The organism is Mycobacterium sp., from assembly GCF_049683935.1.
Lineage (GTDB): Bacteria > Actinomycetota > Actinomycetes > Mycobacteriales > Mycobacteriaceae > Mycobacterium.
In genome coordinates this window covers 1-24,255 of the sequence record NZ_JBAUJR010000352.1, presented here as the reverse complement: position 1 = coordinate 24,255, position 24,255 = coordinate 1, and the positions used below count along the sequence as shown (strand labels likewise).

Below are 24,255 nucleotides of genomic sequence, written 5' to 3'. Positions count from 1 at the left end.
ACATCGTCGTCGCCTACCCGGGCGCCGACGCCGTCGCACTCGACGCCTTCGTCGCCGCCGGCGCCCGCGGCATCGTGCTGGAGGCGCTGGGTTCGGGCAACGCCGGAACCGCCCTCATCGACGGAGTGGGTCGACACCGGCGCAATGGGGTTGCGGTCGCGGTGTCGACGCGCGTGCCCGATGGACGGGTCAGCCCCGGTTACGGGCCGGGACGGGCGCTGAACGACACCGGTGCGTTCGTGGTGCCGCGGCTCCGGCCGCCGCAGGCGCGGGTGCTGCTGATGGCCGCCCTGGCCGCAGGTCTGCCGGCCGAGGACGTCTTCGGGCGCTGGGGCTGAACCTCCACTACGGCGTGCTCTGGTGGCGGGCGACCTCCTCCACAAAATCCGGCCAGTCCAGACTGGCCACCGGGTTGGCGTGGGTCACCTCCGGGTCGGCGGCCGCGAAAGTGCGCACCGGCCCCGGTCCGGTGGCCCGGGTCTCGAAGCGCACCGTCATGACGCCGTGTCCGGCGCCCTGGATCCAGCCGTGACCGTGGCCGGTGTGGACAACATCGTCACCGACCCGCCATGCCGGCAGCACCGGGTCGCCATCGGCCGGCCGTTGCGATGACCCGGTGTGAGACACCTCTTCGGTGGCCATCAGCTCCAGATCGGGAAACAGGGACTCCTGTTGAACGTCGGACAGACCCGAGAAGCCGACGCCGACGAGGCGGATGGGACCGATCTCCACCGGATCGAGCAGCAGTCGGCGGGCGGTGGCATTCAGCGTCGCGGCATCGGTGGTCGCATAGGGCAGCGTGGCTGACCTGGTCAGCGTGCTCATATCGGACTTCTTCATCTTGACGATGACCGTTCGCGCGCCCCGGCCGTCCTTGAGCAGCCGCCGGTGCGCATGCTCGCCGATGGGCACCGCCGCCTCCCGGAGCTGATCGAGCGTGATCAGGTCCGTGGCGAAGGTCGACTCGGCGCTGATCTGCTTGGCCGGCGAATTCTCGGCGACCGGACGATCATCGATCCCGCGCGCCAACCGGTGAAGCGCCGGTCCGACCGTCGGCCCCAGGATGTTCGCGACCTCGGAGTGCGACAGCGCCGCGAAACCGCCGATGGTGTCGATGCCCAGGCGGTGCAGCTTCTCCTCGGCCACCGGCCCGATACCCCACAGCTTGCGGACCGGCAGGCCGTCGAGCAGCGGGTGTTCCTGATCGCGCGCGATGACGGTGATTCCATCGGGTTTGGCCAGGCCCGAGGCGATCTTGGCGATCTGCTTGCCCGATCCCGCACCGACGGATGCGACGAGCCCGGTGACCGCTGCCACCTCGGCGCGGAGTGCTTCGCAGAACGACGCCACCTCGGACGCCGATGCCCCGGCCAGCTCGAGGGGCTCGCCGAACGCCTCGTCGAACGACAGCTGTTCGAGGACCGGCACCATCGTGCGTACGGTCTCGAAGACCCGGCGGCTGGCCAGTCCGTAAACGACGCCGCGCGGCGGTAGCACCACCGCGCCCGCGCCTACCAGCCGGCGCGCCTGATGCATCGGCATCGCCGACCGGGCGCCGAAGACCCGGGCCTCGTAGCTGGCACCTGCCACCACGCCGCGTCCACCCAGACCGCCGACGAGCACCGGCCGCCCCCGCAGGGTGGGCCGGGTCAGCTGCTCGACAGATGCGAAGAACGCATCCATGTCCAGGTGCAGCACCCATCGCGCGGCCACACCCGCCGATGCTAGGCGTTGCGGGTTAGCCTGACCTGCATGGCACACCCGAACGCCGAGGCGTCCGACGTTCCGATCCGGGACGCCTCGATCCGCCTCGGACAGTTCCTCAAACTGTCCAACCTCATCGATTCGGGCGCCGACGCCAAGTCCGTGATCGCCGAGGGCCTGGTCAGCGTCAACGGGGACGTCGAGACCCGGCGCGGAAGGCAACTCCGCCCCGGCGATGTGGTGGTGTATTCCGGCCGGGGCGCCCGCGTCACCGACGGCTGAGTCACGCCTTGGCGATCGCCACCCGCACGCCGTCACCGATCGTCGTGCCCTCGCCAGGATCGCCGAAATCGAAGCTCGTCGCCAGGATTTCGCCCGCGATCAGATCGCGGTGTGTGCGCGCCCACGCCTCCTGCTCCGCGGGCACCGACATCACCACCGAAATCCGGTCGGACACCTCGAGTCCGGTCGTCTTCCGCAGCTCCTGCAGCTCGCGGATGCGATCCTTGGCCCAGCCTTCGGCCTCCAGTTCGGGGGTGACGGTCCCGTCCAGCACCACCAGGCCCGCACCGTCAGCCAGCGCAGCTGTCCAGTCGGGGTCGGCCGCGACGAGCTTTGTGCTGAACTCCTCGGGGAGAAGGACCGAGGGCCCGGCCTCCAGGGTGCCGTCGCTTCTGAGCACCCCCTCCCCCGCCTTCACTGCCTTGATCGCCGCCTGGACGTCCTTGCCGATACGGGGTCCCGCGACCCGCGCGTTCACGGCGAGCTCGAAGCGGCCGTGCGCGGCGATGTCATCGCTGAGCTCGACCGATTTCACGTTGAGTTCATCGGCGATCAGATCCCGATAGGGCTCCAGCCGCTGCGGGACATCAACGGCCACAGTCAGTTTCGCCAGGGGCAGGCGAACCCGCAGCTTCTTGGCCTTGCGCAGCGAGGACCCCGTCGAGGCCACCTCACGTACCAGGTCCATGTCGGCCACCAGTTCGGGGTCGGCAGGCAGGGAGTCGGCCTCGGGCCAGTCGGTCAGGTGGACCGACCGCTCGCCGGTGAGCCCGCGCCAGATCACCTCGGAGATCAGCGGGAGCAGCGGCGCGGCCAGTCGGCTGGTCACCTCGAGCACGGTGTGCAGCGTGTCGATGGCGTCGGGGTCCTCCTCCCAGAACCGCGAACGTGACCGCCGCACATACCAATTCGTCAGCGCCTCGGTGAACTGGCGCAGCTGGTCACACGCAACGGAGATGTCGCAGGTGTCCAGCGACAGGGTCAGGCTGTCGCGCAGGGCGGCGAGCTTGGCCAGGATGTAGCGGTCCAGCACATGGGCGGAGTCGGTGCGCCAGACACCCTTCTTCGGTGCGTACAGGGTCAGGAACGTGTACGAGTTCCACAGCGGCAGCAGCACCTGCCGCACCCCTTCGCGGATGCCCTGCTCGGTGACCACGAGGTTGCCGCCCCGCAGGATCGGCGACGCCATCAGGAACCAGCGCATCGCATCGGAGCCGTCCCGGTCGAACACCTCGGTGACGTCGGGATAGTTGCGCAGCGACTTGCTCATCTTCTGCCCGTCGTTGCCCAGCACGATGCCGTGCGACACACAGGTCCGGAAGGCCGGCTTGTCGAACAGTGCGGTCGCGAGGATGTGCAGCGTGTAGAACCAGCCGCGGGTCTGCCCGATGTACTCGACGATGAAGTCGCCCGGGAAGTGCGCCTCGGCACCGCCCTCTCCCCCGGAGCCGTCGAACCACTCCCGATTCTCGAACGGGTAGTGCACCTGGGCGTAGGGCATCGACCCGGAGTCGAACCACACGTCGAGCACGTCCTCGATCCGCCGCATCGTCGAGCGGCCGGTCGGGTCGTCGGGGTTCGACCGGGTCAGCTCGTCGATGAACGGCCGGTGCAGGTTGTCCGGCCGCACCCCGAAGTCACGCTCCAGCTCGTCGAGGCTGCCGTACACATCGATCCGCGGATAGGCCGGATCGTCTGATTTCCACACCGGAATCGGCGTGCCCCAGTACCGGTTTCGCGAGATGGACCAGTCGCGCGCGCCCTGCAGCCACTTACCGAACTGCCCGTCCTTCACATGGTCGGGGTACCAGGTGATCTCCTGGTTGAGCTCCACCATGCGGTCGCGGATCGTGGTGACCCTGATGAACCACGACGACACCGCCCGATAGATCAACGGATTCCGGCAGCGCCAGCAGTGTGGGTAGGAGTGCTCGTAGCTGTCATGGCGCACCAGCACCGCGCCGTTGGCCTGCGCGGCCCCGCTCTGGTTCTTCAGATCGCGGATGATCTGCGGGTTGGCGTCGAACACGTGCAGGCCCGAATAGTCGGGAACCGTGGCATCGAACCGTCCTTTGGCGTCAACCGGGGTGACGGCCTCGATGTCGGCGGCCTGCGCGGTCTCCATGTCGTCCTCGCCGTAGGCAGGTGCCATGTGCACCAGGCCGGTTCCGTCCTCGGTGCTGACGAAGTCCGCAGGCAGCACCTGGAAGGCGTTGGGCGAATCCATGAAGTACGGGAACGGAGGAACGTAGTGGACGCCGAGCAGGTCCCGGCCCGCGAGGGAAGCCACGACCTGCGGCTCCTCCCCCAGTTCGCGGGCGTAGGCACCGAGGCGGGCCGCAGCCAACACGTAGCGACGCCCGTCGGGCGCGGCGACGACGACGTACTCGACCCCGGGGTTGACGGCGACAGCCTGGTTGGACGGCAGCGTCCACGGAGTCGTCGTCCAGACGAGCAGATATGCGCCCACGAGATCGGCTGCGCCGTCGACCGGCCCCCCGTCGATGCGGAAGCCCACGGTCAGAGCCGGGTCCTGCCGGCTCTGGTAGACGTCGTCGTCCATCCGCAGTTCGTGGCTCGACAGCGGCGTCTCGTCGTTCCAGCAGTACGGCAGCACCCGGTTGCCCTCGTAGGCCAGGTCCTTGTCCCACAGCTCCTTGAATGCCCAGATCACCGATTCCATGAAGCCGAGGTCGAATGTCTTGTAGTCGTTGTCGAAGTCGACCCAGCGTGCCTGACGGGTGACATAGGAGCGCCACTCGTCGGCGTATTTGAGCACCGATTCCCGGCAGGCGTCGTTGAATTTCTCGATGCCCATCTGCTCGATCTGGGCCTTGTCGGTGATGCCGAGTTGGCGCTGCACCTCCAATTCGGCCGGTAGTCCGTGGGTGTCCCATCCGAAGCGCCGTTCGACCTTGTATCCGCGCATGGTGCGGTAACGCGGCACGATGTCCTTGACGTACCCCGTGAGCAGATGCCCGTAGTGCGGCAGCCCGTTGGCGAAGGGCGGCCCGTCGTAGAACACGTACTCGGGCGCACCGTCGCGGCGTTCGATGCTCGCGCGGAAGGTGTCGTCGCCGGCCCAGTACTCGAGCACGTCGACTTCGAGGGCAGGGAATCTGGGTGCCCCGGCGGCAGGCTTCGGGTAGGCGGTCACGTGCGTGTCTCCTGTGCCAGATGTCGTTCAGGCACGGGGACGACGTCGCGCCGGTGCGCGAGAGCCGCGGTACCACCCCGCTTGCGCATCTGAGATGCGCCGCTCGTAGTGAGGCGATGACGGACCCACCCGTTCGGCTCTACTGGGCGTCGCGAGCCGGAAACCACCGGCCGCAGCGCTGTTCTTCCGAAAGCTCCCCGGTGATGGCCGGATCAACGCCTGTGGCCCGAAGTCTAGCGGGCCTGCCGGTCACGCCGGAATCACAGCGGCGCAGCAGCGTCCGACGTGATCTCGATCAGGGCGAGCGGGAACTGTTCGGCCAACTCCTCGATGCTGTAGGCGTCGAACCTGGTGACGTCGTAGCGCCAGGCGAGCCCGAGTTGCCCGCCTACGCGGCACACCCGCAGTTCGAGCAGGTGGCTCTCGTCGGCGTCGTCGACGTCGGCCGCCACATTCAACAGCACTTCGGCCCTGGCGGTCGGCGTGCCCGGCGCCGCGGTCAGCGCGGTGTGGGCGCCCTGGAGCATCTCGGTGGGGCCCATCGCAGGAGCGTCGGAGCAGATCAACGACACGGTGCGGACCAGGCGCCGGTGCTCGCCTGTGACATCGACGGATACCGCACCCTCGCCGCGGGTCCGGCCGATCGCCCGGCCGAGCGCGGCCAGAAGGACCTCATCGCCACTGACGCCGAGCCATTCAGCGGCGCCGTCGAGTTCTTCTGCCAATTCGCTCGTAGGCGGCAGAGTCACCATCTCGAATCGCGGCTCGGAGCATTCTGCGGCGGGGTGATCAACCACTTGCAGCGTTGCCGGAACCGAATTGACCAAGGGCCTGACCTCGTCGGCCATGTAAGGAGCGACCATGCGGCTAACGGTACAGCGAATGTCCCAGAATTGGGAGACCAGTCCCAAAACCGTGACGGCTGTGTCAATAAAGGCCGTGTCTTCTGTTTGCCGGCAGGGGCTGCCCTTGTGCGGGAATTCGGTTTATTGTGTCCTGGTGCCACGTACCGACGAGAACGGCAGACAACTGAAGGCCCTGCTCGATTACCTCCTCGACGGAGAGATCGATGCCAAGGATCTCTTCGACGCTCTCGGCGTGTCCAGCAGCACCTACTACCGGCGGATCAAGGAGAGCGACTACCCGAACGCCGAGGAGTTGCGCCGGGTGGCCGATCGTTTCGATCTGAGCTACCCCGACCTGCAAATCCAGTTCGGGTTGATGAGCCGTCAAGAAGTGTGGAACTACGTGCGCGCGACCGAGTCCGCCGAGTCCGGAGTCGCGACGTTGCAGCAGACCACCGTCAAGGCGGCAGTGCAGCAGCACCGGCCCAAGTTGTCCGAGCTGACACCCCGTCTCGACGCGCCACCCCTCTAGGAACACCGCATGGCTCTGGCAACACTCATCGCGATCACACTTCTGTGCATCGTGTGGAGTCTGTGGATTCGTCGCGTCACCTGGTCGTGCCGCTGGGAGGTGGCGGCCACCCTCAACATCGCGCTCCAGGGCGTGGCGGTGCTGCTGATGTCACCACTGGCCTCGGAGACCCTCGGCGTCTGGCTGCACTCCCTGACCGGGAAGTGGAACCTCGAGGATTACCTCGGTCACGACGCCTACATCGTGGCTGCCTCCGCCGTCGTCTACAACGCTCTGGGCCGGCTCGAACACGACCACGCCATGCACCGTCGGTTCAAGCAGTTCGTCGAACGGCCCGCCACAGTGTGTATTCCGCTGCTGCTGGCGGCGTTCTGGCTCGGCAACGGTGCCGCGATCTACCGCCCCGACTTCTTCGACGTGCCCACCGACCTCTGGCTCAACGCCTACTGGTTGCTGCTCTGCGGCATGCTGATCTACCTGCTCGGATACGGATCACGAGCCCTGCTGGTGCTGCGCGCCGATCCGCGGTCCCGACAGATCGCCAACATCTATCTCGTGGCGTGCGCGATGGGCATCCTGGCGTGCGTCGTGCGCATCATCACCGCGTTCGTCCCGCCGTTGCAGACCGTTCAGGGCAGCACCGTGGTGTGGGTCTTCGCCTGTGCCTGTGGCGCCGGCTTCGCGCTGACCTCGGCGTACTCGTGGCGGATCAGGACAAAATGGTTCAGCCGCGCGACCAGCTGAACCGCTGATCAGACGCTTGGCCTCAGATCGCCGTCCGGGTGAGATCGGTGAACGGCGAGCCGAACTCCCGCACCGCCCGGTAACCGTTCTTGCGGGCCTGCGTCGCTCCCCGGCGGATCAACGCCGCGGTCGCGACAAAACCCGCCTGGTCGGTGACGACCAGAGGCGTGAGCAGCCGGTTGTGGACGTAGCCGAAACCCAGTCCGCTCTGCGGGTCGGCCCACCCCAGTGACCCGCCGAGCCCCACGTGTCCGAACCCGGGCAGCACCCCGGGAAACGGCAGTCCGTGATACCCGAGATGGAATGCCAGCGGCATCACCATGGTGTGGTCGGGTCGCAGGCTCGGCCGCCCGACCAGGGCAGCGGCCGTCTCGCTCGACAGGTACTGCGTGCCGTCGATGCGCCCCCCGTTGGCGATGGCCCCGTACATGCGCGCCAGCGCGCGGGCGGTCGCCACACCGTTGGCTGCGGGAATCTCACTGTCGAGCATCGGGGTGTCACCCTGCACGAAGGCCTTCACGCCGGGGAAGTACATCGCGCCGAAGCCGGCGGAGAACGGCAGCGCGGCCAACCGGGGTGCCACCAGGTTGAAGAACGGATTCTGCAGCGCACTCTGCGGACCGATGATCTCAGCAGCGTGCGTCGGCGCCTGGGCGGGCGGGCGGCCGAGATGCAATCCGTCGGTGTTCAGCGGCGCAGCGACCTCGGTGCGGATCAGTTCACGCATCCCCTTGCCGGTGACCCCGCGCGCCAACCCGGACAGCAGCCAGCCGAAGGTCAACGCGTGGTAGGCGGGCCGTCCGTGTAGCCAGCTGAGGGGGGCCGCGGCGAGGCGTTCCTCCATCCGCAGGTGATCCATCAGGTCGCCCTTGACCGCCCCGTTGAGCTGTGACAGACCTGCCCGGTGACGCAACGCGTCACGCACGGTGATCTTCGACTTGCCGTTCGCTCCGAATGCGGGCCAGTACTCGGCGACGGGCGCGTCGTAGTCGATCAGGCCACGGTCGGCCAACCGGTGGATGACCGTAGCCGCCACCCCCTTGGTCGCCGAGAACACCATGGTGCCGGTGTCGGCGTTCCAGTGGCGCTGCCCCTTGCGATCCGACCAGCCGGTCCAGATGTCGACGACAGGCTCGCCGTCGAGATACACCGAGAGGGCTCCGCCGCCCAGCCGGCGCCACGGGAACATCTGCGAGAAGGCGCGCACGGCGCAGAGGAAGTTCTCGTCGGCGGCGCCCTGGACTCCGCGCGGCAGGGCTGCGCCGTCGACACCGTGTGGGAGCGCCGCGCTGCGCTCCCAGTCATTGACTGCGGTCACAATGATTTGAATTTACTCCGGCACGTGGCAAAGAAACCGGGAGTTATCGATTCGTTAACCGACGACCTTCGAATGGTTGTCGGCAGCGTCGAGGATCTGCTGCGCAGCAAGCGTCGGAGTCAGTTCGCCGTCGCGCACCTGACGCTCGACATCGGCGCGGATCTCGCGCACCCCGGGGCTGGAGAGCACCCGGTCGAGGACCGTGTCGCGGACCATCGACCACGTCCAGTCCACCTGCTGCCGACTCCTGCGCGCATCGAACTCGCCTGCCTCGGTGAGCACATCGCGATGCCGGAGCACCGTCTCCCAGAGCTCCGTCAAACCCGCCCCGTGGAGCGCACTCATGGTCAGAACCGGGGGCCGCCAGAGAGTTTCACGCGGATAGATCAGACGGATCGCGCCCGCCAACTCCCGTGCGGCCGCCTTCGCCTCCACGGCGTGCTCACCGTCGGCCTTGTTCACCACGACGATGTCGGCGAGTTCGAGGACGCCCTTCTTGATTCCCTGCAACTGGTCGCCCGTCCGGGCAAGGGTGAGGAACACAAAGGTGTCCACCATGTTGGCAACCGCCACCTCGGACTGGCCGACACCCACGGTCTCCACCAGGATGACGTCGTAACCGGCGGCCTCCAGCAACACGATCGTCTCGCGTGTCGCCCTCGCGACCCCGCCGAGGGTCCCCGATGTCGGAGAGGGTCGGATGTAGGCGTCGTCGTGAACGGCCAACCGCGCCATCCGCGTCTTGTCGCCGAGGATCGAGCCACCGGTGCGGGTCGACGACGGATCGACCGCGAGGACCGCTACCCGGTGCCCCTGTTCGATGAGGTACATCCCGAGCGCCTCGATGCTGGTCGACTTGCCCACCCCGGGCACGCCCGTGATGCCCACGTGGAGGGCACTGCCGGCATCCTTCATAAGCTCCAGCAGGAGTTCCTGGGCTTGCTGCCGATGATCTGCCCGCGTGGACTCGACCAGCGTGATCGCCCTCGCGAGCGCCGAACGGTCCCCCTCGCGGACCGCCGCCGCCACCTCACCGACCGGTTGGCTCATCTAGTTCAGCGGGTAACCGAGGCGTTCGGCGAGCTTGCCCAGCAGCCCGATCGCCGCGTCGGCGATGACGGTGCCCGGCGGAAAGATCGCCGTCGCGCCCGCCGCGTACAACTCGTCGAAATCACCGGGGGGGATCACGCCGCCGACCACGATCATGATGTCGGGTCTGCCGACCTCGGCGAGAGCATCCCGTAGCGCCGGCACCAGCGTCAGGTGCCCGGCCGCCAGTGAGGACACCCCGACGACGTGCACGTCGTTGTCGGCCGCCTGCCGGGCCACCTCCTCCGGGGTGGAGAACAGCGAACCGACGTCGACGTCGAAACCGATGTCGGCGAAGGCCGTCGCGATCACTTTCTGCCCGCGGTCGTGCCCGTCCTGCCCCATCTTGGCCACCAGGATCCTGGGCCGCCGGCCGTCGGCCTCGGCGAACTTCTCGACAAGTTCGGTCGCACCGCTGACATTGCTGGCCATGCCCACCTCGTCTCGGTACACCCCGGCGATGGTCCGGATCTCTGCCTGGTGGCGTCCGTAGACCTTCTCCAGCGCATCGGAGATCTCCCCCACCGTCGCCTTGGCGCGCGCCGCGTCGATCGCGAGCGCCAGCAGGTTGTTTCCCAACCCGTCCTCACCTGCCGGACCGGAAGCCGCTGCCGCACGGGTCAATTCGGCCAGCGCCGCCTGCGTCGCGGCGTCGTCGCGATCAGCCCGCAGGGCTTCGAGCTTGGCGATCTGCTCGGCACGCACCCGACTGTTCTCGACCTTGAGCACCTCGATCTCATGGTCTTCGTCGACCTGGTACTTGTTCACCCCGATGACCGTCTGCTGACCGGAGTCGATTCGCGCCTGGGTGCGCGCGGCGGCCTCCTCGATGCGCAGCTTCGGGATGCCCGCGTCGATGGCCTGGGCCATGCCACCGTGTTCGGCGATCTCCTTGATGTGGGCGCGTGCCCGTTCCGCCAGCCGGTAGGTCAGCCACTCCACGTAGTACGAGCCGCCCCACGGGTCGATGGGCCGGGTGGTGCCCGATTCCTGCTGCAGCAGCAGCTGGGTGTTGCGCGCGATGCGAGCCGAGAAATCGGTCGGTAGCGCCAGCGCCTCGTCGAGCGCGTTGGTGTGCAGAGACTGGGTGTGGCCCTGGGTCGCGGCCATCGCCTCGACGCAGGTCCGGGCGACGTTGTTGAACGCGTCCTGAGCGGTCAGCGACCATCCCGAGGTCTGTGAATGGGTACGCAGCGACAGCGATTTGGGGCTCTTGGGGTCGAACTGCGAAACCAGTTCGCTCCACAGAAGTCGGCCGGCACGCAGCTTGGCGACCTCCATGAAGAAGTTCATCCCGATACCCCAGAAGAACGACAGCCGCGGGGCGAATTTGTCGATGTCCAGGCCGGCATCCAGACCCGCCTTGAGGTATTCGACCCCGTCGGCGAGCGTGTAGCCCAATTCCAGATCGGCTGTCGCACCCGCCTCCTGGATGTGGTAGCCGGAGATGGAGATCGAGTTGTACTTCGGCATCTTCACGCTGGTGTATCCGAAGATGTCGGAGATGATCCGCATCGACGGCTTCGGCGGGTAGATGTAGGTGTTGCGGACCATGAACTCTTTGAGGATGTCGTTCTGGATCGTGCCCGCGAGCTTCTCCGGTGCCACGCCCTGCTCCTCGGCGGCCGCGACGTACAGCGCCAGGATCGGCAGCACCGCACCGTTCATCGTCATCGACACCGAGACTGCGGACAGGTCGATCCCGTCGAACAACTGGCGCATGTCGAGGATCGAATCGATGGCCACGCCCGCCATCCCGACGTCGCCGGCGACCCGCGGGTGGTCCGAGTCGTAGCCGCGGTGGGTGGCGAGATCGAAAGCCACCGACAGACCCTTCTGGCCCGCGGCCAGGTTGCGCCGGTAGAACGCGTTGGATTCGGCGGCGGTCGAGAACCCCGCGTACTGGCGGATCGTCCAGGGCTGGTTGACGTACATCGTCGGGTACGGCCCGCGCACGTACGGCGGCTCGCCGGGCAGGCTGCCCAGTGGATATCCCTCGCCGACCACCTCGTCGCGATCGGCCGCGATGTAGACCGGTTTGACGTCGATGCCCTCGGGAGTGGCCCAGTCGAGTTGGTCGGCGGTGTATCCGTGGGCGGCAGCGGCCGCCGACACCTGCTCGACGACATCCGCCGGTGTCGGCGCTGTCACCTCCCGCTCAGCGTGAAGTGGGATGTCGGCGAAGCTGCCGATCGCATTGGCCTCGGAGGTCGCCGCCGGTTTGCCGGCGACATCGGACGCGGTCATCTCAGGCCCCCAATCGGGTCAGCAGGTCCGACAGCGCCTCGACCGCATCGATCTTGGCGGTCAGGTAGCCGTCGGGTTTCGACTCGGCCGTTGCGACGGACTTCTCCGGTCCGGCGAGCAGGATGTGGCCCACCCCTGCCCGGCGGGCGGCCTCGACCGCCGCCGAGACCTCGTCGGCGTAGCGCGTGTCGGTGCCGCAGATCACCGCGATCTCGGCACCGCCGGCGTCGGCGACCGCGCCCGCGATCCCATTGGCGTCGAGTGGCCCCGGGTTGATCGCCTCGATGCCGCCTGACGCCAGCAGGTTCGAGGCGAACGAGGTACGGATGTTGTGCTCGGCGAGCGGACCCAGCGGCAGCAGCAGCGCCGCGGGGCGGGCCCCCGCGGTCTCCAGGTGGGCATCCGAGCGGTTCCGCAGCGTCTCGAAGCCTGACGCGTATCGCTGCACCGACGGCAACGACTCCCCTTGCGGCAGTGGCACTTCAGCCAGATTCGGATATTCGTTGACGCCGGTCAGCGCGGTCCGCCGATGCGCGATGTCGGCCCTGCGATTCCCGGCGACCCGGGTGATCTGCCCGACGACATGGTCCGCGGCGGCCTGGAATCCGCCCAGGGCCTCGACCTCCTGGAAATGCCCCCAGGCCTGCTCGGCGAGTTCGCGGGTGAGGTCCTCGACGAACCACGATCCGCCGGACGGATCCAGGACGCGGCCGATGTGGGATTCCTCCAGGAGCAGCAACTGGGTGTTGCGGGCGATGCGTCGCGCGAAACTGCGCGCGGTGCCGGGGAAGCCCCCGGGGATCGCGACGTCGAACGGGTGCACCATCACGGTGTCAGCACCACCGACACCCGCCGAGAACGCGGCCACCGTGGTGCGCAACATGTTCACCCACGGATCACGCTGGGTCATCATGGCCAGCGAGGTGGTCGCGTGCACGGTCGCCGCACCTGCTGTCGGGGCCCCCAGCACATCAGCCACCCGGGCCCAGAGTTGCCGCGCGGCACGCAGTTTCGCGATGGTCATGAACTGGTCGTCGTCGGCGGCGAACCGGAAGCTGATCTGGCCCAGTGCGGTTGCGGCCGGCAGACCGGCGTCAACCAGCAGGCGCAGGTAGGCGACGCCCGCCGCGACAGCGGCACCGAGTTCCCAGGAGGCGTTGGCGCCGAGGTTGTGGAATGTGGGCCCGTCGACGGTGATCGCCCGGACATGCCCGTCGTAGCCGGTGAGCCGCTGCGCCGTCGCGACGACCTCATCAAGACCGGGCGCGGACCGTCCGACCAGAGGAGCGGTCAGCGGGTCGGCACCGAAGTCCAGCGACAGCCGCGACCGTTGATCGTCGTCGAGTCCGCTCAGCATCGTGAGGAGCACGTCGGCCGCGGCACCGTGGTCTGCACCATCTCCGGTGATGTCCAGGATCACCGGCACCAGGTCGAGGAAAACGCCGTCGAGCAGGCGTTCCAACTCCGCGGGGGCTACCGAATCCTCGCCGCCACCGACCCGCAGCACCAGGGCGCTGACCCCCTCGGTCAGCCCCAGCAACAGCTGCCCGTTGCCGTCGACCGCGGTCGACGGACCGGAAGGAAATGTCTCGGCGACCTTCCAGCCCGACTTCACGTCGCGCAGAGCGTCGCCACCGCGGACAAAAGGCCAGCGACCCGGCAGCTGCGGCTCCGCGATCTCGTCCGCGCCGGTGTACAGCGGCCGGATCGGGAAGCCGTCGTAGGTCTTCGAATCCAGTAGCCGCTCCGGTTGCGCGGGTAGATCGGCCAGATCCCGTCGGGTGGTCTTGGTCAGCACGCCCGCCACGGCGGAACGCCATCGGTCGAGGTCGGCATCGACTACACCCGCGGCAGCGCCGGCACTGGGTTTCTGCACAGCCATCAGGCTAAATGATGACCCCTGGGGCGGCGTGGCCCGGTCGGGCACATGTTCGCCGCCCGCAGGCCTGTCCGACCGAGGGTGTTCGCTCTCGCCCCGTACTGTTGGTAAACGTGAAATCCGTCGTCAGCACGCTGCGCACGATCCGTGCGGCGACGCTCGCCACGCTGCGAACGGTGCCCCGGCGCCGCTTTCTGGCCATCACGACGGCGATTGTGATCCTCGTCGCAGTTGCGGTGCTCGTGCCGCTCCCGACCGCCGTGCAGATGCGCGACTGGGCGACGTCGGTGGGTCCGTGGTTCCCGCTGGCCTTCCTGGCCGCGCACATCGTCATCACGATCTTCCCGTTCCCGCGCACCATGTTCACCCTCGCCGCCGGCCTGCTCTTCGGCCCGTACCTGGGGGTGCCGCTGGCCGTGCTGGCCAGCACCGTCAGTGCGGTGGCGGCGCTTCTGCTGATCCGTGCGGCGGGGTGGCGTCTGGACCGGCTCGTCGAGCACCCCCGCCTGGACGCGGTCAACGGCCGGCTGGCCCAACGGGGCTGGCCGACCGTCCTGTCGATGCGGATGATCCCGGCCGTGCCGTTCTCGGTGCTGAACTACGCGGCGGGATCGTCAGCAGTCCGGGTGCTTCCCTACACGTTGGCCACCCTCGCCGGTCTGCTGCCGGGCACCGCCGCGGTCGTCATCCTCGGTGACGCGCTGACGGGCAACGTCAGCCCGCTGCTGTTCCTGGTCTCCCTGTGCACAGCCAGTGTCGGCGTGGCCGGACTGGTCTACGAGATCCGCATGAACAGGCGTCGGCACCACAGCACCGCCGACGACCGACCGAGCGAACCGTCGGAAACGCCGATCACCGCCGGGTGACCGACGGGCCCCGTGCAGTCATCGCCGCGTACAAGGCGAGGAACGACGACGCCGCGACCAGTCCGGGGCTGAAGTCTCTGGCCTTGATGTGAAACCCGACGGCCAGAACGAAATACACCGTCAGCATGAACGTGGTGAGGCGGGCCAGCGCCGGGAACCGGTACACCGACAGCAATCCGATTGCGGACGCCACCTTGACGAACGGGATGATCGGCCGAAGTTCCGGCGCCAGCCCGACGTCGTCGAAGGCCTTCTCGATCGGCGCGATCGGCACCGCGCATGCCACCGCGTCGCCGACCTGCAGGGCGCCGAGCACCGCATAGGTCCTCGGCCTGGTCAGCGCGTTCACTGGTCCGGCGAGCCGTGACGGGGCGCCGGCGCGGCCTGCTTCGAGTAGTCCGTCGCGTCGGGTTGTGACTGCTGCGTCAGCGGCGGATACTGGCGTGGACCGTCGAGCCCGGCGACCGGGGTGCGCGCCTCGGCCACCGCCTCGGCCACCGCCTGTGCGATCTCGGGGTCGGTCTGGGTGTTGAACCAGTCGGCGACCTCTTCCGAATCGTCCTCGGGCTTGGGCAGGTTCTCCTCGACCGGCGACGGCGTGTAGCGGAACACCCCGTCCTCGCCCGGTGCGCCCAACATCTTGGTGAACCCCTGCAGGGCGGTGCCGAAATCACTGGGGACGAGCCAGACTTTGTTCGCCTCGCCCTGCGCCATCTGCGGCAAGGTCTGCAGGTACTGGTAGGCCAGCATCTCCGGAGTCGGGCGACCGGCCTTGATGGCGGCGAACGTCTTCTCGATCGCCTTGGCCTGGCCCTGAGCCTGCAGGTAGGACGCCGCACGTTCGCCCTGGGCCCGCAGCATGCGGGACTGTCGGTCTGCCTCGGCGGTGAGGATGGCCGCCTGCTTGGCCCCCTCGGCCGCCAGGATCTGGGACTGCTTCTGCCCCTCCGCCTGCTTGATCGACGCCTCCCGGTGACCCTCTGCGGTCAGGATCATCGCGCGCTTCTCACGGTCGGCGCGCATCTGCTTCTCCATCGAGTCCTGGATCGACGGTGGCGGGTCGATGCTGCGCAGTTCGACTCGAGCCACCCGCAGGCCCCACCTGTTGGTGGCCTCGTCGAGCACCCCGCGCAGCTGGCCGTTGATGGAGTCACGCGAGGTCAGCGTCTGCTCCAGCGTCATGCCGCCCACCACGTTGCGCAGCGTGGTGGTGGTCAACTGCTCCACACCGACGATGTAGTTGCTGATCTGATAGACCGCGGCCTGCGGATTGGTCACCTGGAAGTAGACGACGGTGTCGATGTTGACCGTCAGGTTGTCCTCGGTGATCACCGGCTGCGGCGGGAACGACACCACGCGCTCACGAAGATCGACGCGCGCCCGGATCTTGTCGATGAAGGGCAGCAGCAGCGTCAACTGTCCCGACACCGTCTTGCTGTAGCGACCCAGCCGTTCGATCACCGCGGCCTCGGCCTGGGGCACCAATGCCACCGACTTCGCCACCACGATCACGGCGAACACCACCAAAACGGCCAGCAGAACCAAACCTGCGACAGCACCGTCCATTACGGCTCCTTCTTCTAGATGATCTTGGAGACGACCGCGGTGGCACCGTCGATATGCACGACCGTCACCTGATCGCCCGATTCGTAGACATCGCTCTCGTTGTAGGGCCTGGCAGTCCAGACCTCACCGTCGAGCTTGACCTGACCTTCGTGGCGCGCGACGCGATCGAGGACGAGCGCGCTCTTGCCCTCCAGTGCCTTGGCCGGGTCGAGCAGACCCTTGCCGGACTGCACCCGCCGCTTCAATGCCGGGCGCACCCCGGCCAGCAGCAGGACCGAGACCACGAGGAACACCAGACCGTCCGCCCAGATCGGCCACGCGAACAGCCAGCTCGAGCCGGCCGCGGCCAGTGCCCCGCCGCTGAGCATCAGCAGGAACAGGTCACCGGTGAGCGCCTCGGCGCCGGCGAGGGCCAATGCGGCGATCAGCCAGATCAGCGAGACAGGCATACACCGAGCCTACGCGGCGACACCTCCACCGGCGGGAAACAACGACAGGTAGCTACTACACTGCCTGCATCATGTGGTGTCCCAGTGTTTCGTTGTCGGTGTGGGCCAATGCCTGGCTCGCCGGCGTCGCCGCGCCCGACGACGTGTTGGATGCGTTATCCCTATGGACTCCACGACATTCGGTCACCGCCTACGATTCGGCGGCCGCCGACCGCACCGGCTTGCCCTGGCCGGACCTGGACGACGCCGGGGCCGTGTCGCTGTTGCAGACGATGCGCACCGCCGCCCGGTCGGCCGGATCCCAGCCCGCGATCGAGTTGGTGCTGCCGGTCCCCGGGGATGTGCGGGGACTCCCCCCGGGCACACAGTTCGGCCGTGACGCCGTCACCGCGGGTGAGGCCATCATCGTGGGGTCGCCGGACACCGCGGTCGGGATGGTGCCTGACTTCGAATACCCGGACTCCTCCGACATCGATGACGAGTTCGAGTTCGAGTTCGAATCCGAACTGTCCGCGTTGTCGTGGACGGTGTTCTCGCTACCCGGTACGCCGACCCCCGAGCACCGTGATCTCGGCGAGGCGGAGTACACGCTGCGTGATGCCGTGCGTGCCGCGGCGGACGCGCTCGGAGCGCTGCGGGCCGGTGCCCCGGGAGGCGAGATCGCCGATCCGCGCCGACTGGTCGAGCAGGTGCTGGAATCCACCCACGTGCACCGGATGCCCGATCACGCACCGCCGCGGGCGGTACGGGTGCTCGAGAACGCCGCACATGTCGACGCGATCATCACGGTGAGTTCAGGACTGATCCCGAGCGGGCTGCAGAGCTCCTCAGAGGTTCAACTCGCCAGCGACGCACTGCGTCCGCTGACCTCGGTGGTGCGCTCGGCGCGACTGGCGGCGGTCAGTGCCATCCTTCAATCCGCTTGGCGCGGTTAGCGTCAGCTCGAGCACGCCGACGTGCAGAGCACGCCGTTGACGCTGTAGCCGTAGCCGGGCACGGCTCCGGCTCCGCCGACCCTGGCTGCCGGACGACCGAGGCGGATTTCGTCGACGAGGTCGAGTGCCAGCTGCGCGAACCGGGGCTGCGCGTTGGGCGTCAGGGCCCGGGCGAAGGCGATCCCGGCGGCGGCGGCCTGCTCGGCGAGTTCGTTGTCGAGGTCCCAGACGACCTCGATGTGGTCGGCGACAAAACCCACCGGACACACGATGACCGCCTCGGTGCCCGCCCGGGCCAGGGCCTCGAGGTGGTCCCCGACGTCGGGCTCCAGCCACGGCACCTGCGGTGGACCGGACCGCGATTGCCACACCTGGTCGTACTCGGCGTACCCCGCGGCCGCGGCAACCAGCGCGGAGGTGTACCCGACCTGGCGCTGATAGAGGTCGGGTCCGCACCGCGAGGCGGCGCGCAACGGAATCGAGTGCGCGGTGAACACCAGCCGGGCACCGCCGCGTCGGTCCGCCGGCAACGTCGCGGCTGCGTCCCGGATGGCGTCGGCGAACATCTGCACCAGCAGCGGGTGATCGAAGTACTGCCGTAGTTTGGTCAACTCGGGCGCATCGGGACCCGCCGACGCGCGGCCGCGCACGATGTCCTCCTGATACTGGGTGCAACCGGAGTAACCACCCCAGGCCGACGTCGAGAAGACAGCGGCATGCCGAATACCGTCGTCGCGCATGCGCGCAACGGTGTCCTCGATGTACGGATCCCAGTTGCGATTGCCGAAGTACACCGGCAGTTTCGTGCCTCGCTGCGCCAGTTCGGTCTCGATCGCGGCGATCAGGTCGCGGTTGATGCCGTTGATCGGCGATACGCCGCCGAAGTGAAGGTAGTGCTCGGCGACCGACGCCAGGCGCTCTCGGGGGATCCCTCGTCCCCGGGTGACGTTCTCGAGAAACGGCATGACCTGCTCGGGACCTTCCGGGCCGCCGAAGGACAGCAGCAGCAAAGCGTCGAAGTCCATTACAGGAGCTGGGTGCTCGCCCCGCCGTCGGCGTAGATGATGGTGCCTGTTGTCGCCGGAAGCCAGTCGGACATCAGTGCACACACCGTCTTCGCCACCGGCGTCGGATCTTTCATGTTCCAGCCCAGCGGAGCGCGCTGGTCCCAGCCCTCTTCGAGCAGTTGCATCTGGGCGCCGGCCTCATCACCCAGCGCACCGCCGACGATCGCGCTCATCGCCAGCGTCCGGATCGGGCCTGCTGCGACGAGATTCGAGCGCACGCCGACCTTGCCCGCCTCGCGGGCCACGAACCGGTTGACCGATTCGAGTGCGCTCTTGGCGACCGTCATCCAGTTGTACGCGGGCATCGCGCGCGTCGGATCGAAGTCCATACCGACGATCCCGCCGCCCGGGTTCATGATCGGCAGAACGGCTTTGGCGAGCGAGGCGTAGGAGAACGCCGAGATGTGGATGCCCTTGGCGACGTCCTCGTAGGGCGCGTCGAAGAACGGGTTGACGCCCATCCCGGTCTGCGGCATGAAGCCGATCGAATGCACGACGCCGTCGAGCTTGTTGCCTTCGCCGATCACCTCGGAGACCCGATCGGCGAGTGTGGCGAGGTGCTTCTCGTCCTGCACGTCGAGCTCCAGCAGAGGCGGTTTGGCGGGCAGCCGGTCGAGGATTCGCTCGATCAGCCGCATCCGGTTGAACCCGGTGCAGATCACCTCCGCGCCGGCCTCCTGAGCCACCTTCGCGATGTGGAACGCGATCGACGAGTCGGTGATGATCCCCGTGACGAGGATCCGCTTGCCTTGAAGAAATGTCACAGTGAAAACTCCTCGTTGTCCTAGTGGCCCATGCCCATACCGCCGTCGACCGGGATCACGGCGCCGGCGATGTAGCTTGCGTCCTCAGACGCCAGGAAACTGACTGCACCGGCGACCTCGTCGGCGGTGCCCACACGCTTCGCGGGGATGAAGTCGAGGGCCCCCGACTGAATCCGCTCATCCAGTGCGCGGGTCATCTCGGTGTCGATGTAACCGGGGGCGACGACGTTCGCGGTGACACCGGCCTTGGACAGCTCGCGCGAGATCGAGCGGGCCATCCCGATCAGACCGGCCTTGGCGGCCGCGTAGTTGGCCTGGTTCCCGATGCCCCACATGCCGGACACCGAACCGATGAAGATGATGCGGCCGAACCGCTTGCGCTGCATACTGCGCGACGCGCGCTGGGCCACCCGGAACGCGCCGGTGAGGTTGGCGTCGATGACGTTCTCGAAGCGCTCCTCGGTCATCCGCATCAGGAACGCGTCCTGGGAGATGCCCGCGTTGGACACCAGCACCTCGACCGCTCCCTGGTGTTCCTCGACCTCTTTGAAGGCGCGGTCGACGGCTTCGCTGTCGGTGACGTCGCAGACGACGCCGAAAAGCCCCTCCGGGGCGCCGGAGCCACGGTGGGTGACAGCCACCTTGTGTCCATCGGCGGCGAGCCGTTGCGCGATCGCCAGGCCGATACCGCGGTTACCTCCGGTCACCAGCACCGAACGGGACACGAACGCGGGTCGCCCATTCGTGGTTTCAGCAGCGGTATCGGCAGGGCTCTCAGTCGCAGCGTCCGCAGTCATGCCCGCCAACTTAATGCCTGGTGTTCGATCTTAAGAAATCGCCTTACAGCGGGTTGCAGCGCCGCGACACGGAAAGACAACCTAGTTGGGCAGGCGGCGGTTGATCAGCAGCGCACCCAGCGCAGCGACGGCGAGCACCAGAGAGCCGAGGCGCAGCCAACCCACGCTGGCGTCTCCCTTGACGGTCTCGTAGCCGATCTGCTCCTGCAGGTTGCTGAACACTTCCTTGAGCTGCTCGAGGCTGGACGCCGTGAACGCCTCACCACCGGAGAGGTCCGCGATCCTGGCGAGCATCTCGTCGTCCACCGGGACCGGCTGACGCTGTTCGTTGATCTCGACGTAGCCGTAGGGCGTTCCGAACGACACCGTCGAGATCGGCACTCCCTGGTCTTTCGCGGTCCGCGCCGCGGTGTAGGCGCCCTTGGGGTTGTCCGGATTGGACGGGACGGTCTCCTTGCCGTCGGACATCAGCACGATGCGTGCCGGGGGTGGCTCGTCACCGCCACCGATCACCGCTCCCACCGTCGCGACGGCCTGCAACGCCGTGAAGATGCCCTCACCGGTCGCGGTGCGGTCGGCCAGTTGCAGCTTGTCGATCGCGGTCTTCGTCGACTCCCGATTCGTCGTCGGCGAGACCAGAACCGTGGCGGTGCCGGCATAGGCGATCAGACCGAGGTTGATGCCCGGGGTCAATTGGTCGGCGAACTGTTTGGCCGCCTCCTGAGCGGCCGCCAACCGGTTCGGAGCGACATCGGTGGCGCGCATCGACTGCGACACGTCGACAACCAGCATCACGACGGCACGATTGCGCGGAATGCGGACGTCGTTCGTCGGACCGGCCATCGCGATGGTCAGCAGCACCATCGACAGGACCATCAGGGTGGTCGGAAGGTGGCGCCAGCGACTGGGTCGCTTCGGGGCCACGCTCTCCAGCAGTTCCATGTTGGCGAACCGCAGCATCCGCTTCTGGCGGGCCATCTGCACGACGACGTAGAGCCCGACCAGTCCGAGGATGACCAGGATGAAAAGGAAGAACCACGGGTGTTCGAAGCCCGACAGAGACATCGGGCCGAGCAACGGTAAAGTCATGTGCTACTTATCATTTCGTTGTTCATTCGTGCGCTCATTGGCGCCGTCTGCTCTTCGCGCAAGCGCTCATCGCCGCCTTCTGCTCTTCGCGCAAGCGCTCATCGCCCCGCCAGGGCACCGCGGCGCCTGCTCGCGACGAACCTCACTACGTCGGCGATCCAGTCCCGGTCGGTACGCAGCGTCAGCAAGGGTGCGTCGCAGCGTCTCAGGGTGCGAGCCACATCCGCGCGGTGCCCAGCGGCGGCCTTTTCGAAATCGGTGCGCAGTTGCTCGTCGATCGTGAACTCCCGGGTGCGCCCCGTCTCGGTGTCCTGCAGGATCACATCCCCCACCGCAGGCAGTTCGACGTCGCGCGGGTCGAGGATCTCGACACCGAGCACTTCGTGTCGCCCGGCGATGGCGCGCAGCGGGCGCATCCAATTGATCGGTCCGAGGAAGTCGCTGATGATGACCGCCATGCCGCGGCGACGTTCCGGCCTGCGCAAGCCGTCGATGGCCGCGGCCAGATCCCCGCGAACACCCACCGGGGCCCGGGGGGTGGTCGCGATCGCGCGGAGCAGTTCCTGCTCGTGCATGCGCCCCGACAATGCCGGCACCCGACGGGTGGTCTCACCGTTGGAGATGATCGCGCCCAGCCGATTTCCGCCGCCGCTGTTGAGGAACGCGATCGCCGCCGCAGCCGCGACGGCCAGATCTCGCTTCTCACACCCGGCGGTGCCGAAGTCCAGGCTGGCCGACACATCGACCACCAGCCACGTCTCCAGTTCGCGGTCGGCGATCATCTGACGCACGTGCGGCGCCATGGTCCTGGCCGTCACCGACCAGTCCATCCGGCGCACGTCGTCGCCGGGCTGGTAGACCCGCGACTCCCCCGGTTCGGAGCCGGGGCCGGGAAGCAACCCGAGGTGATCGCCGTGCAGCACGCCGTCGAGTTTTCGTCGCACCGTCAGTTCCAGCTTGCGCAAGGCCGCCGTCAGCGCGGGATCACGGATCTCCCCGCGTTGCAACGACGGCAGATCCAGGGTGCGGCCGGAACTCGGCGGCGTGGCAGGAGAAGTCACTTAGTGAGTCGCTTAGCCCGGTTCAGCGTCCGCTGCCCGCGGCTGCGCCTGCGGGAACCACGGGCGGCACCGAATGGCCCTGTTGGGGAATGGCATTCACCTGTGGAAGCGCCACCGTCTGCATGATGCGGTTGACGACGGTGTCCGACGAGACCTCGTCGGCCAGCGCGTCATAGGTCAGCACCAGTCGGTGTCGCAGCACATCGGGAATGACCTCGACCACGTCCTGCGGGATGACGTAGTCGCGGCCGCGCACCAGCGCGAGTGCCCGGGATGCGGCGATGATGCCCAGCGAGGCGCGCGGCGAGGCACCGTAGGCGATCCACGCCTTGGCGTCGGGCATGCCGAACTTCTCGGGTTCGCGGGTGGCGGTGACGATCCGGACCACGTAGTCGACCAACGCATGGTGGACGAAGTTGTTCGCCGCAACCTCCTGCAGACGCAGCAGGTCGCCGGTGTCGAGGATCGCCTTGGGCTCCGGCGGCTTGACGCCCATCCGGTAGATGATCTCGCGCTCTTCCTCGGGCGTGGGGTAGTCGACGTTCAGCTTGAACAGGAAGCGGTCCCGCTGGGCTTCCGGTAGCTGGTAGACACCCTCCTGCTCGATCGGGTTCTGGGTCGCCATCACCAGGAACGGGCTCGGCAGCGGGAACGTCCGTCCGCCGATGGAGATCTTGCGCTCGGCCATCACCTCGAGCAGTGCCGACTGGACCTTGGCCGGCGCGCGGTTGATCTCGTCGGCGAGCAGGAAGTTGACCACCACCGGGCCGAGCTCGATGTCGAACTCCTCCTTGCCCTGCCGGTAGATCCGGGTGCCGACGATGTCGGTGGGGACCAGGTCGGGCGTGAACTGGATGCGGGCGAAGGTGCCGCCGACGACCTTGGCAAACGTCTCCACGGCCAGCGTCTTGGCCACACCCGGCACACCCTCGAGCAGCACGTGGCCCTTGGCCAGCAGGCCGACCAGCATCCGCTCGACGAGCAGATCCTGCCCGACGATGATCCGCTTGACCTCGAAGATGGCCCGCTCCAGGGTGTGCACCTCGTGCTGCAGACCACCGTTGGACTGCGCGGAGCCCGACTGGGCGGAATTCGGGGCGGCGTGCGCACCGGCTGAGTAGCCGGGTGCCGGGGCCTGCCCGGGATATCCTCCAGCGCCCTGCGGCGGCCCACTCGGTGAGGTCATCAATATTCCTTCCACATGCGCAGTGCAACGCTGGTCTGTGCGGCGCGGGCCCGTTCTGGCCGCGCGCTCGTCGTCAACTATTCCAGGCGCCTCGGAATCCGTCGATGTTGCCCGGGGTGAGCGGCGCCGAGCGCCGACATTCACCACTGGTACTCAGGTTTAACTCAGGCCACACTCAGGATTCGATAATGCGCTGCACTGTCGGCTGCAAGCCGGACATGCGGACCTTGCTGACAACCACCCTGTCGGCGGTGCCGCCGGATTCCAGCATCTGACCGTTACCGAGGTAGATCGCGACGTGCTGGCTGCCGCCGGGACCCCAGAACAGGAGATCGCCACGCTTGGCCTGCTGCACCGGGACGCGGCGGCCGGTGTTGAACTGATCGCCCGAGTACTTCGGAATCAGCACGCCAACCCCGGCGAATGAGTACTGCGTGAAGCCCGAGCAGTCGAAGCCCACGGTGTTTGCGCCACGCTCCACACCGAGGCTGGGGCCGGTCGGTTTACCGCCGCCCCACGAATAGGGCGTACCGAGTCGCGCACCCCCTCGCCGGATCACGTGCTCGACGGCCGCGGGGCCACGCACGCTGCCGGGCGCGACGCTGGGAGCGTCCGGGGGCACGAGGCCAATGCTCTGCAGGAACTTCCGCCCCATCCCCATGGTGGCCTGGGTGGCTT

Annotated in this window: 22 protein-coding genes and 1 pseudogene; 6 read left to right on the top strand and 17 right to left on the bottom strand. The window is 67.7% G+C overall.

Translation table 11 applies throughout. The features are described 5' to 3' along the window. Nucleotides 1-338 (top strand): annotated as a pseudogene (locus WA965_RS20525) (L-asparaginase); the annotation flags it as partial. A gap of 7 nt (nucleotides 339-345) precedes the next feature. Here the strand turns inward: WA965_RS20525 and WA965_RS20520 are convergent. Further along, entirely contained in the window at nucleotides 346-1,713 is a 1,368-nt protein-coding gene (locus tag WA965_RS20520; RefSeq protein WP_526295620.1) for a DNA polymerase IV, read from the bottom strand. 39 nt (nucleotides 1,714-1,752) lie between these two features. Here WA965_RS20520 and WA965_RS20515 point away from each other — a divergent pair, with 39 nt between their 5' ends. Next, the gene (locus tag WA965_RS20515; RefSeq protein ID WP_526295618.1) at nucleotides 1,753-1,986 is read left to right on the top strand and encodes an RNA-binding S4 domain-containing protein; all 234 of its coding nucleotides are present in this window, start codon (nucleotides 1,753-1,755) and stop codon (nucleotides 1,984-1,986) included. A gap of 1 nt (nucleotide 1,987) precedes the next feature. Here the strand turns inward: WA965_RS20515 and ileS are convergent, their stop codons facing one another. Next, a complete protein-coding gene (ileS, locus tag WA965_RS20510; protein WP_526295616.1) occupies nucleotides 1,988-5,143 on the bottom strand; it encodes an isoleucine--tRNA ligase in 3,156 nt (1,051 codons plus the stop codon). Nucleotides 5,144-5,403: 260 nt separating this feature from the next. Beyond that, on the bottom strand, nucleotides 5,404-6,006 hold the full coding sequence (locus tag WA965_RS20505; protein WP_526295614.1) for a hypothetical protein: 603 nt from the start codon (nucleotides 6,004-6,006) through the stop codon (nucleotides 5,404-5,406). 136 nt (nucleotides 6,007-6,142) lie between these two features. Here WA965_RS20505 and WA965_RS20500 point away from each other — a divergent pair, with 136 nt between their 5' ends. Together WA965_RS20500 and WA965_RS20495 are read left to right on the top strand one after the other, a co-directional pair. Then, complete coding sequence (locus tag WA965_RS20500; RefSeq protein WP_526295612.1) at nucleotides 6,143-6,520, top strand: helix-turn-helix domain-containing protein; 378 nt, start codon at nucleotides 6,143-6,145, stop codon at nucleotides 6,518-6,520. A 9-nt stretch (nucleotides 6,521-6,529) separates the two neighbouring features. Then, complete coding sequence (locus WA965_RS20495) at nucleotides 6,530-7,264, top strand: hypothetical protein (RefSeq protein ID WP_526295610.1); 735 nt, start codon at nucleotides 6,530-6,532, stop codon at nucleotides 7,262-7,264. 22 nt (nucleotides 7,265-7,286) lie between these two features. Here the strand turns inward: WA965_RS20495 and lipL are convergent, their stop codons facing one another. Genes lipL through mutA form a run of 4 tightly spaced genes read right to left on the bottom strand, consistent with a single transcriptional unit; the run spans nucleotide 7,287 to nucleotide 13,800 of the window. Beyond that, nucleotides 7,287-8,582: an esterase/beta-lactamase LipL gene (gene lipL / locus WA965_RS20490; RefSeq protein ID WP_526295608.1), complete on the bottom strand. Its 1,296-nt coding sequence runs from the start codon at nucleotides 8,580-8,582 to the stop codon at nucleotides 7,287-7,289. 54 nt (nucleotides 8,583-8,636) lie between these two features. Next, nucleotides 8,637-9,632 (bottom strand): methylmalonyl Co-A mutase-associated GTPase MeaB, encoded by a 996-nt coding sequence (gene meaB / locus WA965_RS20485; protein ID WP_526295606.1) that lies wholly within the window; start codon nucleotides 9,630-9,632, stop codon nucleotides 8,637-8,639. Continuing rightward, the gene (scpA, locus tag WA965_RS20480; protein ID WP_526295604.1) at nucleotides 9,633-11,918 is read right to left on the bottom strand and encodes a methylmalonyl-CoA mutase; all 2,286 of its coding nucleotides are present in this window, start codon (nucleotides 11,916-11,918) and stop codon (nucleotides 9,633-9,635) included. Nucleotide 11,919: 1 nt separating this feature from the next. After that, on the bottom strand, nucleotides 11,920-13,800 hold the full coding sequence (gene mutA, locus WA965_RS20475; RefSeq protein ID WP_526295602.1) for a methylmalonyl-CoA mutase small subunit: 1,881 nt from the start codon (nucleotides 13,798-13,800) through the stop codon (nucleotides 11,920-11,922). A 110-nt stretch (nucleotides 13,801-13,910) separates the two neighbouring features. Here mutA and WA965_RS20470 point away from each other — a divergent pair, with 110 nt between their 5' ends. Then, nucleotides 13,911-14,663: a TVP38/TMEM64 family protein gene (locus tag WA965_RS20470; protein ID WP_526295600.1), complete on the top strand. Its 753-nt coding sequence runs from the start codon at nucleotides 13,911-13,913 to the stop codon at nucleotides 14,661-14,663. On the opposite strand, the gene WA965_RS20465 is transcribed toward WA965_RS20470, so the two are convergent. From WA965_RS20465 to WA965_RS20455, 3 genes are read right to left on the bottom strand one after another with little or no spacing between them, the layout of a single operon-like run. Next, a complete protein-coding gene (locus WA965_RS20465; RefSeq protein ID WP_526295598.1) occupies nucleotides 14,650-15,012 on the bottom strand; it encodes a DoxX family protein in 363 nt (120 codons plus the stop codon). The genes WA965_RS20470 and WA965_RS20465 overlap by 14 nt on opposite strands. Further along, a complete protein-coding gene (locus WA965_RS20460) occupies nucleotides 15,009-16,229 on the bottom strand; it encodes an SPFH domain-containing protein (protein WP_526295596.1) in 1,221 nt (406 codons plus the stop codon). The genes WA965_RS20465 and WA965_RS20460 overlap by 4 nt, the downstream gene beginning before the upstream one ends. Nucleotides 16,230-16,243: 14 nt before the next feature. After that, complete coding sequence (locus WA965_RS20455) at nucleotides 16,244-16,678, bottom strand: NfeD family protein (protein WP_526295594.1); 435 nt, start codon at nucleotides 16,676-16,678, stop codon at nucleotides 16,244-16,246. Between the two features lie 71 nt (nucleotides 16,679-16,749). Here WA965_RS20455 and WA965_RS20450 point away from each other — a divergent pair, with 71 nt between their 5' ends. After that, complete coding sequence (locus tag WA965_RS20450) at nucleotides 16,750-17,613, top strand: Rv1486c family protein (protein ID WP_526295593.1); 864 nt, start codon at nucleotides 16,750-16,752, stop codon at nucleotides 17,611-17,613. 2 nt (nucleotides 17,614-17,615) lie between these two features. On the opposite strand, the gene WA965_RS20445 is transcribed toward WA965_RS20450, so the two are convergent. The 7 genes from WA965_RS20445 to WA965_RS20415 form a co-directional block, all read right to left on the bottom strand. Further along, entirely contained in the window at nucleotides 17,616-18,638 is a 1,023-nt protein-coding gene (locus WA965_RS20445) for a ferrochelatase (RefSeq protein WP_526295591.1), read from the bottom strand. Continuing rightward, nucleotides 18,638-19,444: an NADH-dependent enoyl-ACP reductase InhA gene (inhA, locus tag WA965_RS20440; RefSeq protein ID WP_526295589.1), complete on the bottom strand. Its 807-nt coding sequence runs from the start codon at nucleotides 19,442-19,444 to the stop codon at nucleotides 18,638-18,640. Before inhA ends, WA965_RS20445 begins: the two co-directional genes overlap by 1 nt. A 20-nt stretch (nucleotides 19,445-19,464) precedes the next feature. Beyond that, nucleotides 19,465-20,241, bottom strand: coding sequence for a 3-oxoacyl-ACP reductase FabG1 (fabG1, locus tag WA965_RS20435; protein WP_526295587.1), 777 nt, complete (start codon nucleotides 20,239-20,241; stop codon nucleotides 19,465-19,467). An 81-nt stretch (nucleotides 20,242-20,322) separates the two neighbouring features. Next, nucleotides 20,323-21,330, bottom strand: a complete 1,008-nt coding sequence (locus WA965_RS20430) for a VWA domain-containing protein (RefSeq protein ID WP_178359182.1) — start codon at nucleotides 21,328-21,330, stop codon at nucleotides 20,323-20,325. Between the two features lie 98 nt (nucleotides 21,331-21,428). Continuing rightward, nucleotides 21,429-22,352, bottom strand: coding sequence for a DUF58 domain-containing protein (locus WA965_RS20425; RefSeq protein WP_526295678.1), 924 nt, complete (start codon nucleotides 22,350-22,352; stop codon nucleotides 21,429-21,431). 61 nt (nucleotides 22,353-22,413) lie between these two features. After that, the gene (gene moxR1, locus WA965_RS20420; protein ID WP_526295585.1) at nucleotides 22,414-23,577 is read right to left on the bottom strand and encodes a chaperone MoxR1; all 1,164 of its coding nucleotides are present in this window, start codon (nucleotides 23,575-23,577) and stop codon (nucleotides 22,414-22,416) included. Nucleotides 23,578-23,752: 175 nt separating this feature from the next. Continuing rightward, nucleotides 23,753-24,255, bottom strand: a 503-nt coding sequence (locus WA965_RS20415) for an NlpC/P60 family protein (protein ID WP_526448016.1), incomplete at its 5' end; no start/stop codon positions are given.

Excerpts from the sequence above, each read along its gene's own strand:
- mutA (WP_526295602.1), bottom strand. The coding sequence starts at position 13,800 with ATGGCTGTGCAGAAACCCAGTGCCGGCGCTGCCGCGGGTGTAGTCGAT.
- WA965_RS20515 (WP_526295618.1), top strand. The coding sequence starts at position 1,753 with ATGGCACACCCGAACGCCGAGGCGTCCGACGTTCCGATCCGGGACGCC.
- WA965_RS20450 (WP_526295593.1), top strand. The coding sequence starts at position 16,750 with ATGTGGTGTCCCAGTGTTTCGTTGTCGGTGTGGGCCAATGCCTGGCTC.
- moxR1 (WP_526295585.1), bottom strand. The coding sequence starts at position 23,577 with ATGACCTCACCGAGTGGGCCGCCGCAGGGCGCTGGAGGATATCCCGGG.
- WA965_RS20505 (WP_526295614.1), bottom strand. The coding sequence starts at position 6,006 with ATGGTCGCTCCTTACATGGCCGACGAGGTCAGGCCCTTGGTCAATTCG.
- scpA (WP_526295604.1), bottom strand. The coding sequence starts at position 11,918 with ATGACCGCGTCCGATGTCGCCGGCAAACCGGCGGCGACCTCCGAGGCC.
- WA965_RS20445 (WP_526295591.1), bottom strand. The coding sequence starts at position 18,638 with ATGGACTTCGACGCTTTGCTGCTGCTGTCCTTCGGCGGCCCGGAAGGT.
- meaB (WP_526295606.1), bottom strand. The coding sequence starts at position 9,632 with ATGAGCCAACCGGTCGGTGAGGTGGCGGCGGCGGTCCGCGAGGGGGAC.
- fabG1 (WP_526295587.1), bottom strand. The coding sequence starts at position 20,241 with ATGACTGCGGACGCTGCGACTGAGAGCCCTGCCGATACCGCTGCTGAA.
- WA965_RS20455 (WP_526295594.1), bottom strand. The coding sequence starts at position 16,678 with ATGCCTGTCTCGCTGATCTGGCTGATCGCCGCATTGGCCCTCGCCGGC.
- WA965_RS20495 (WP_526295610.1), top strand. The coding sequence starts at position 6,530 with ATGGCTCTGGCAACACTCATCGCGATCACACTTCTGTGCATCGTGTGG.
- WA965_RS20460 (WP_526295596.1), bottom strand. The coding sequence starts at position 16,229 with ATGGACGGTGCTGTCGCAGGTTTGGTTCTGCTGGCCGTTTTGGTGGTG.
- WA965_RS20430 (WP_178359182.1), bottom strand. The coding sequence starts at position 21,330 with ATGACTTTACCGTTGCTCGGCCCGATGTCTCTGTCGGGCTTCGAACAC.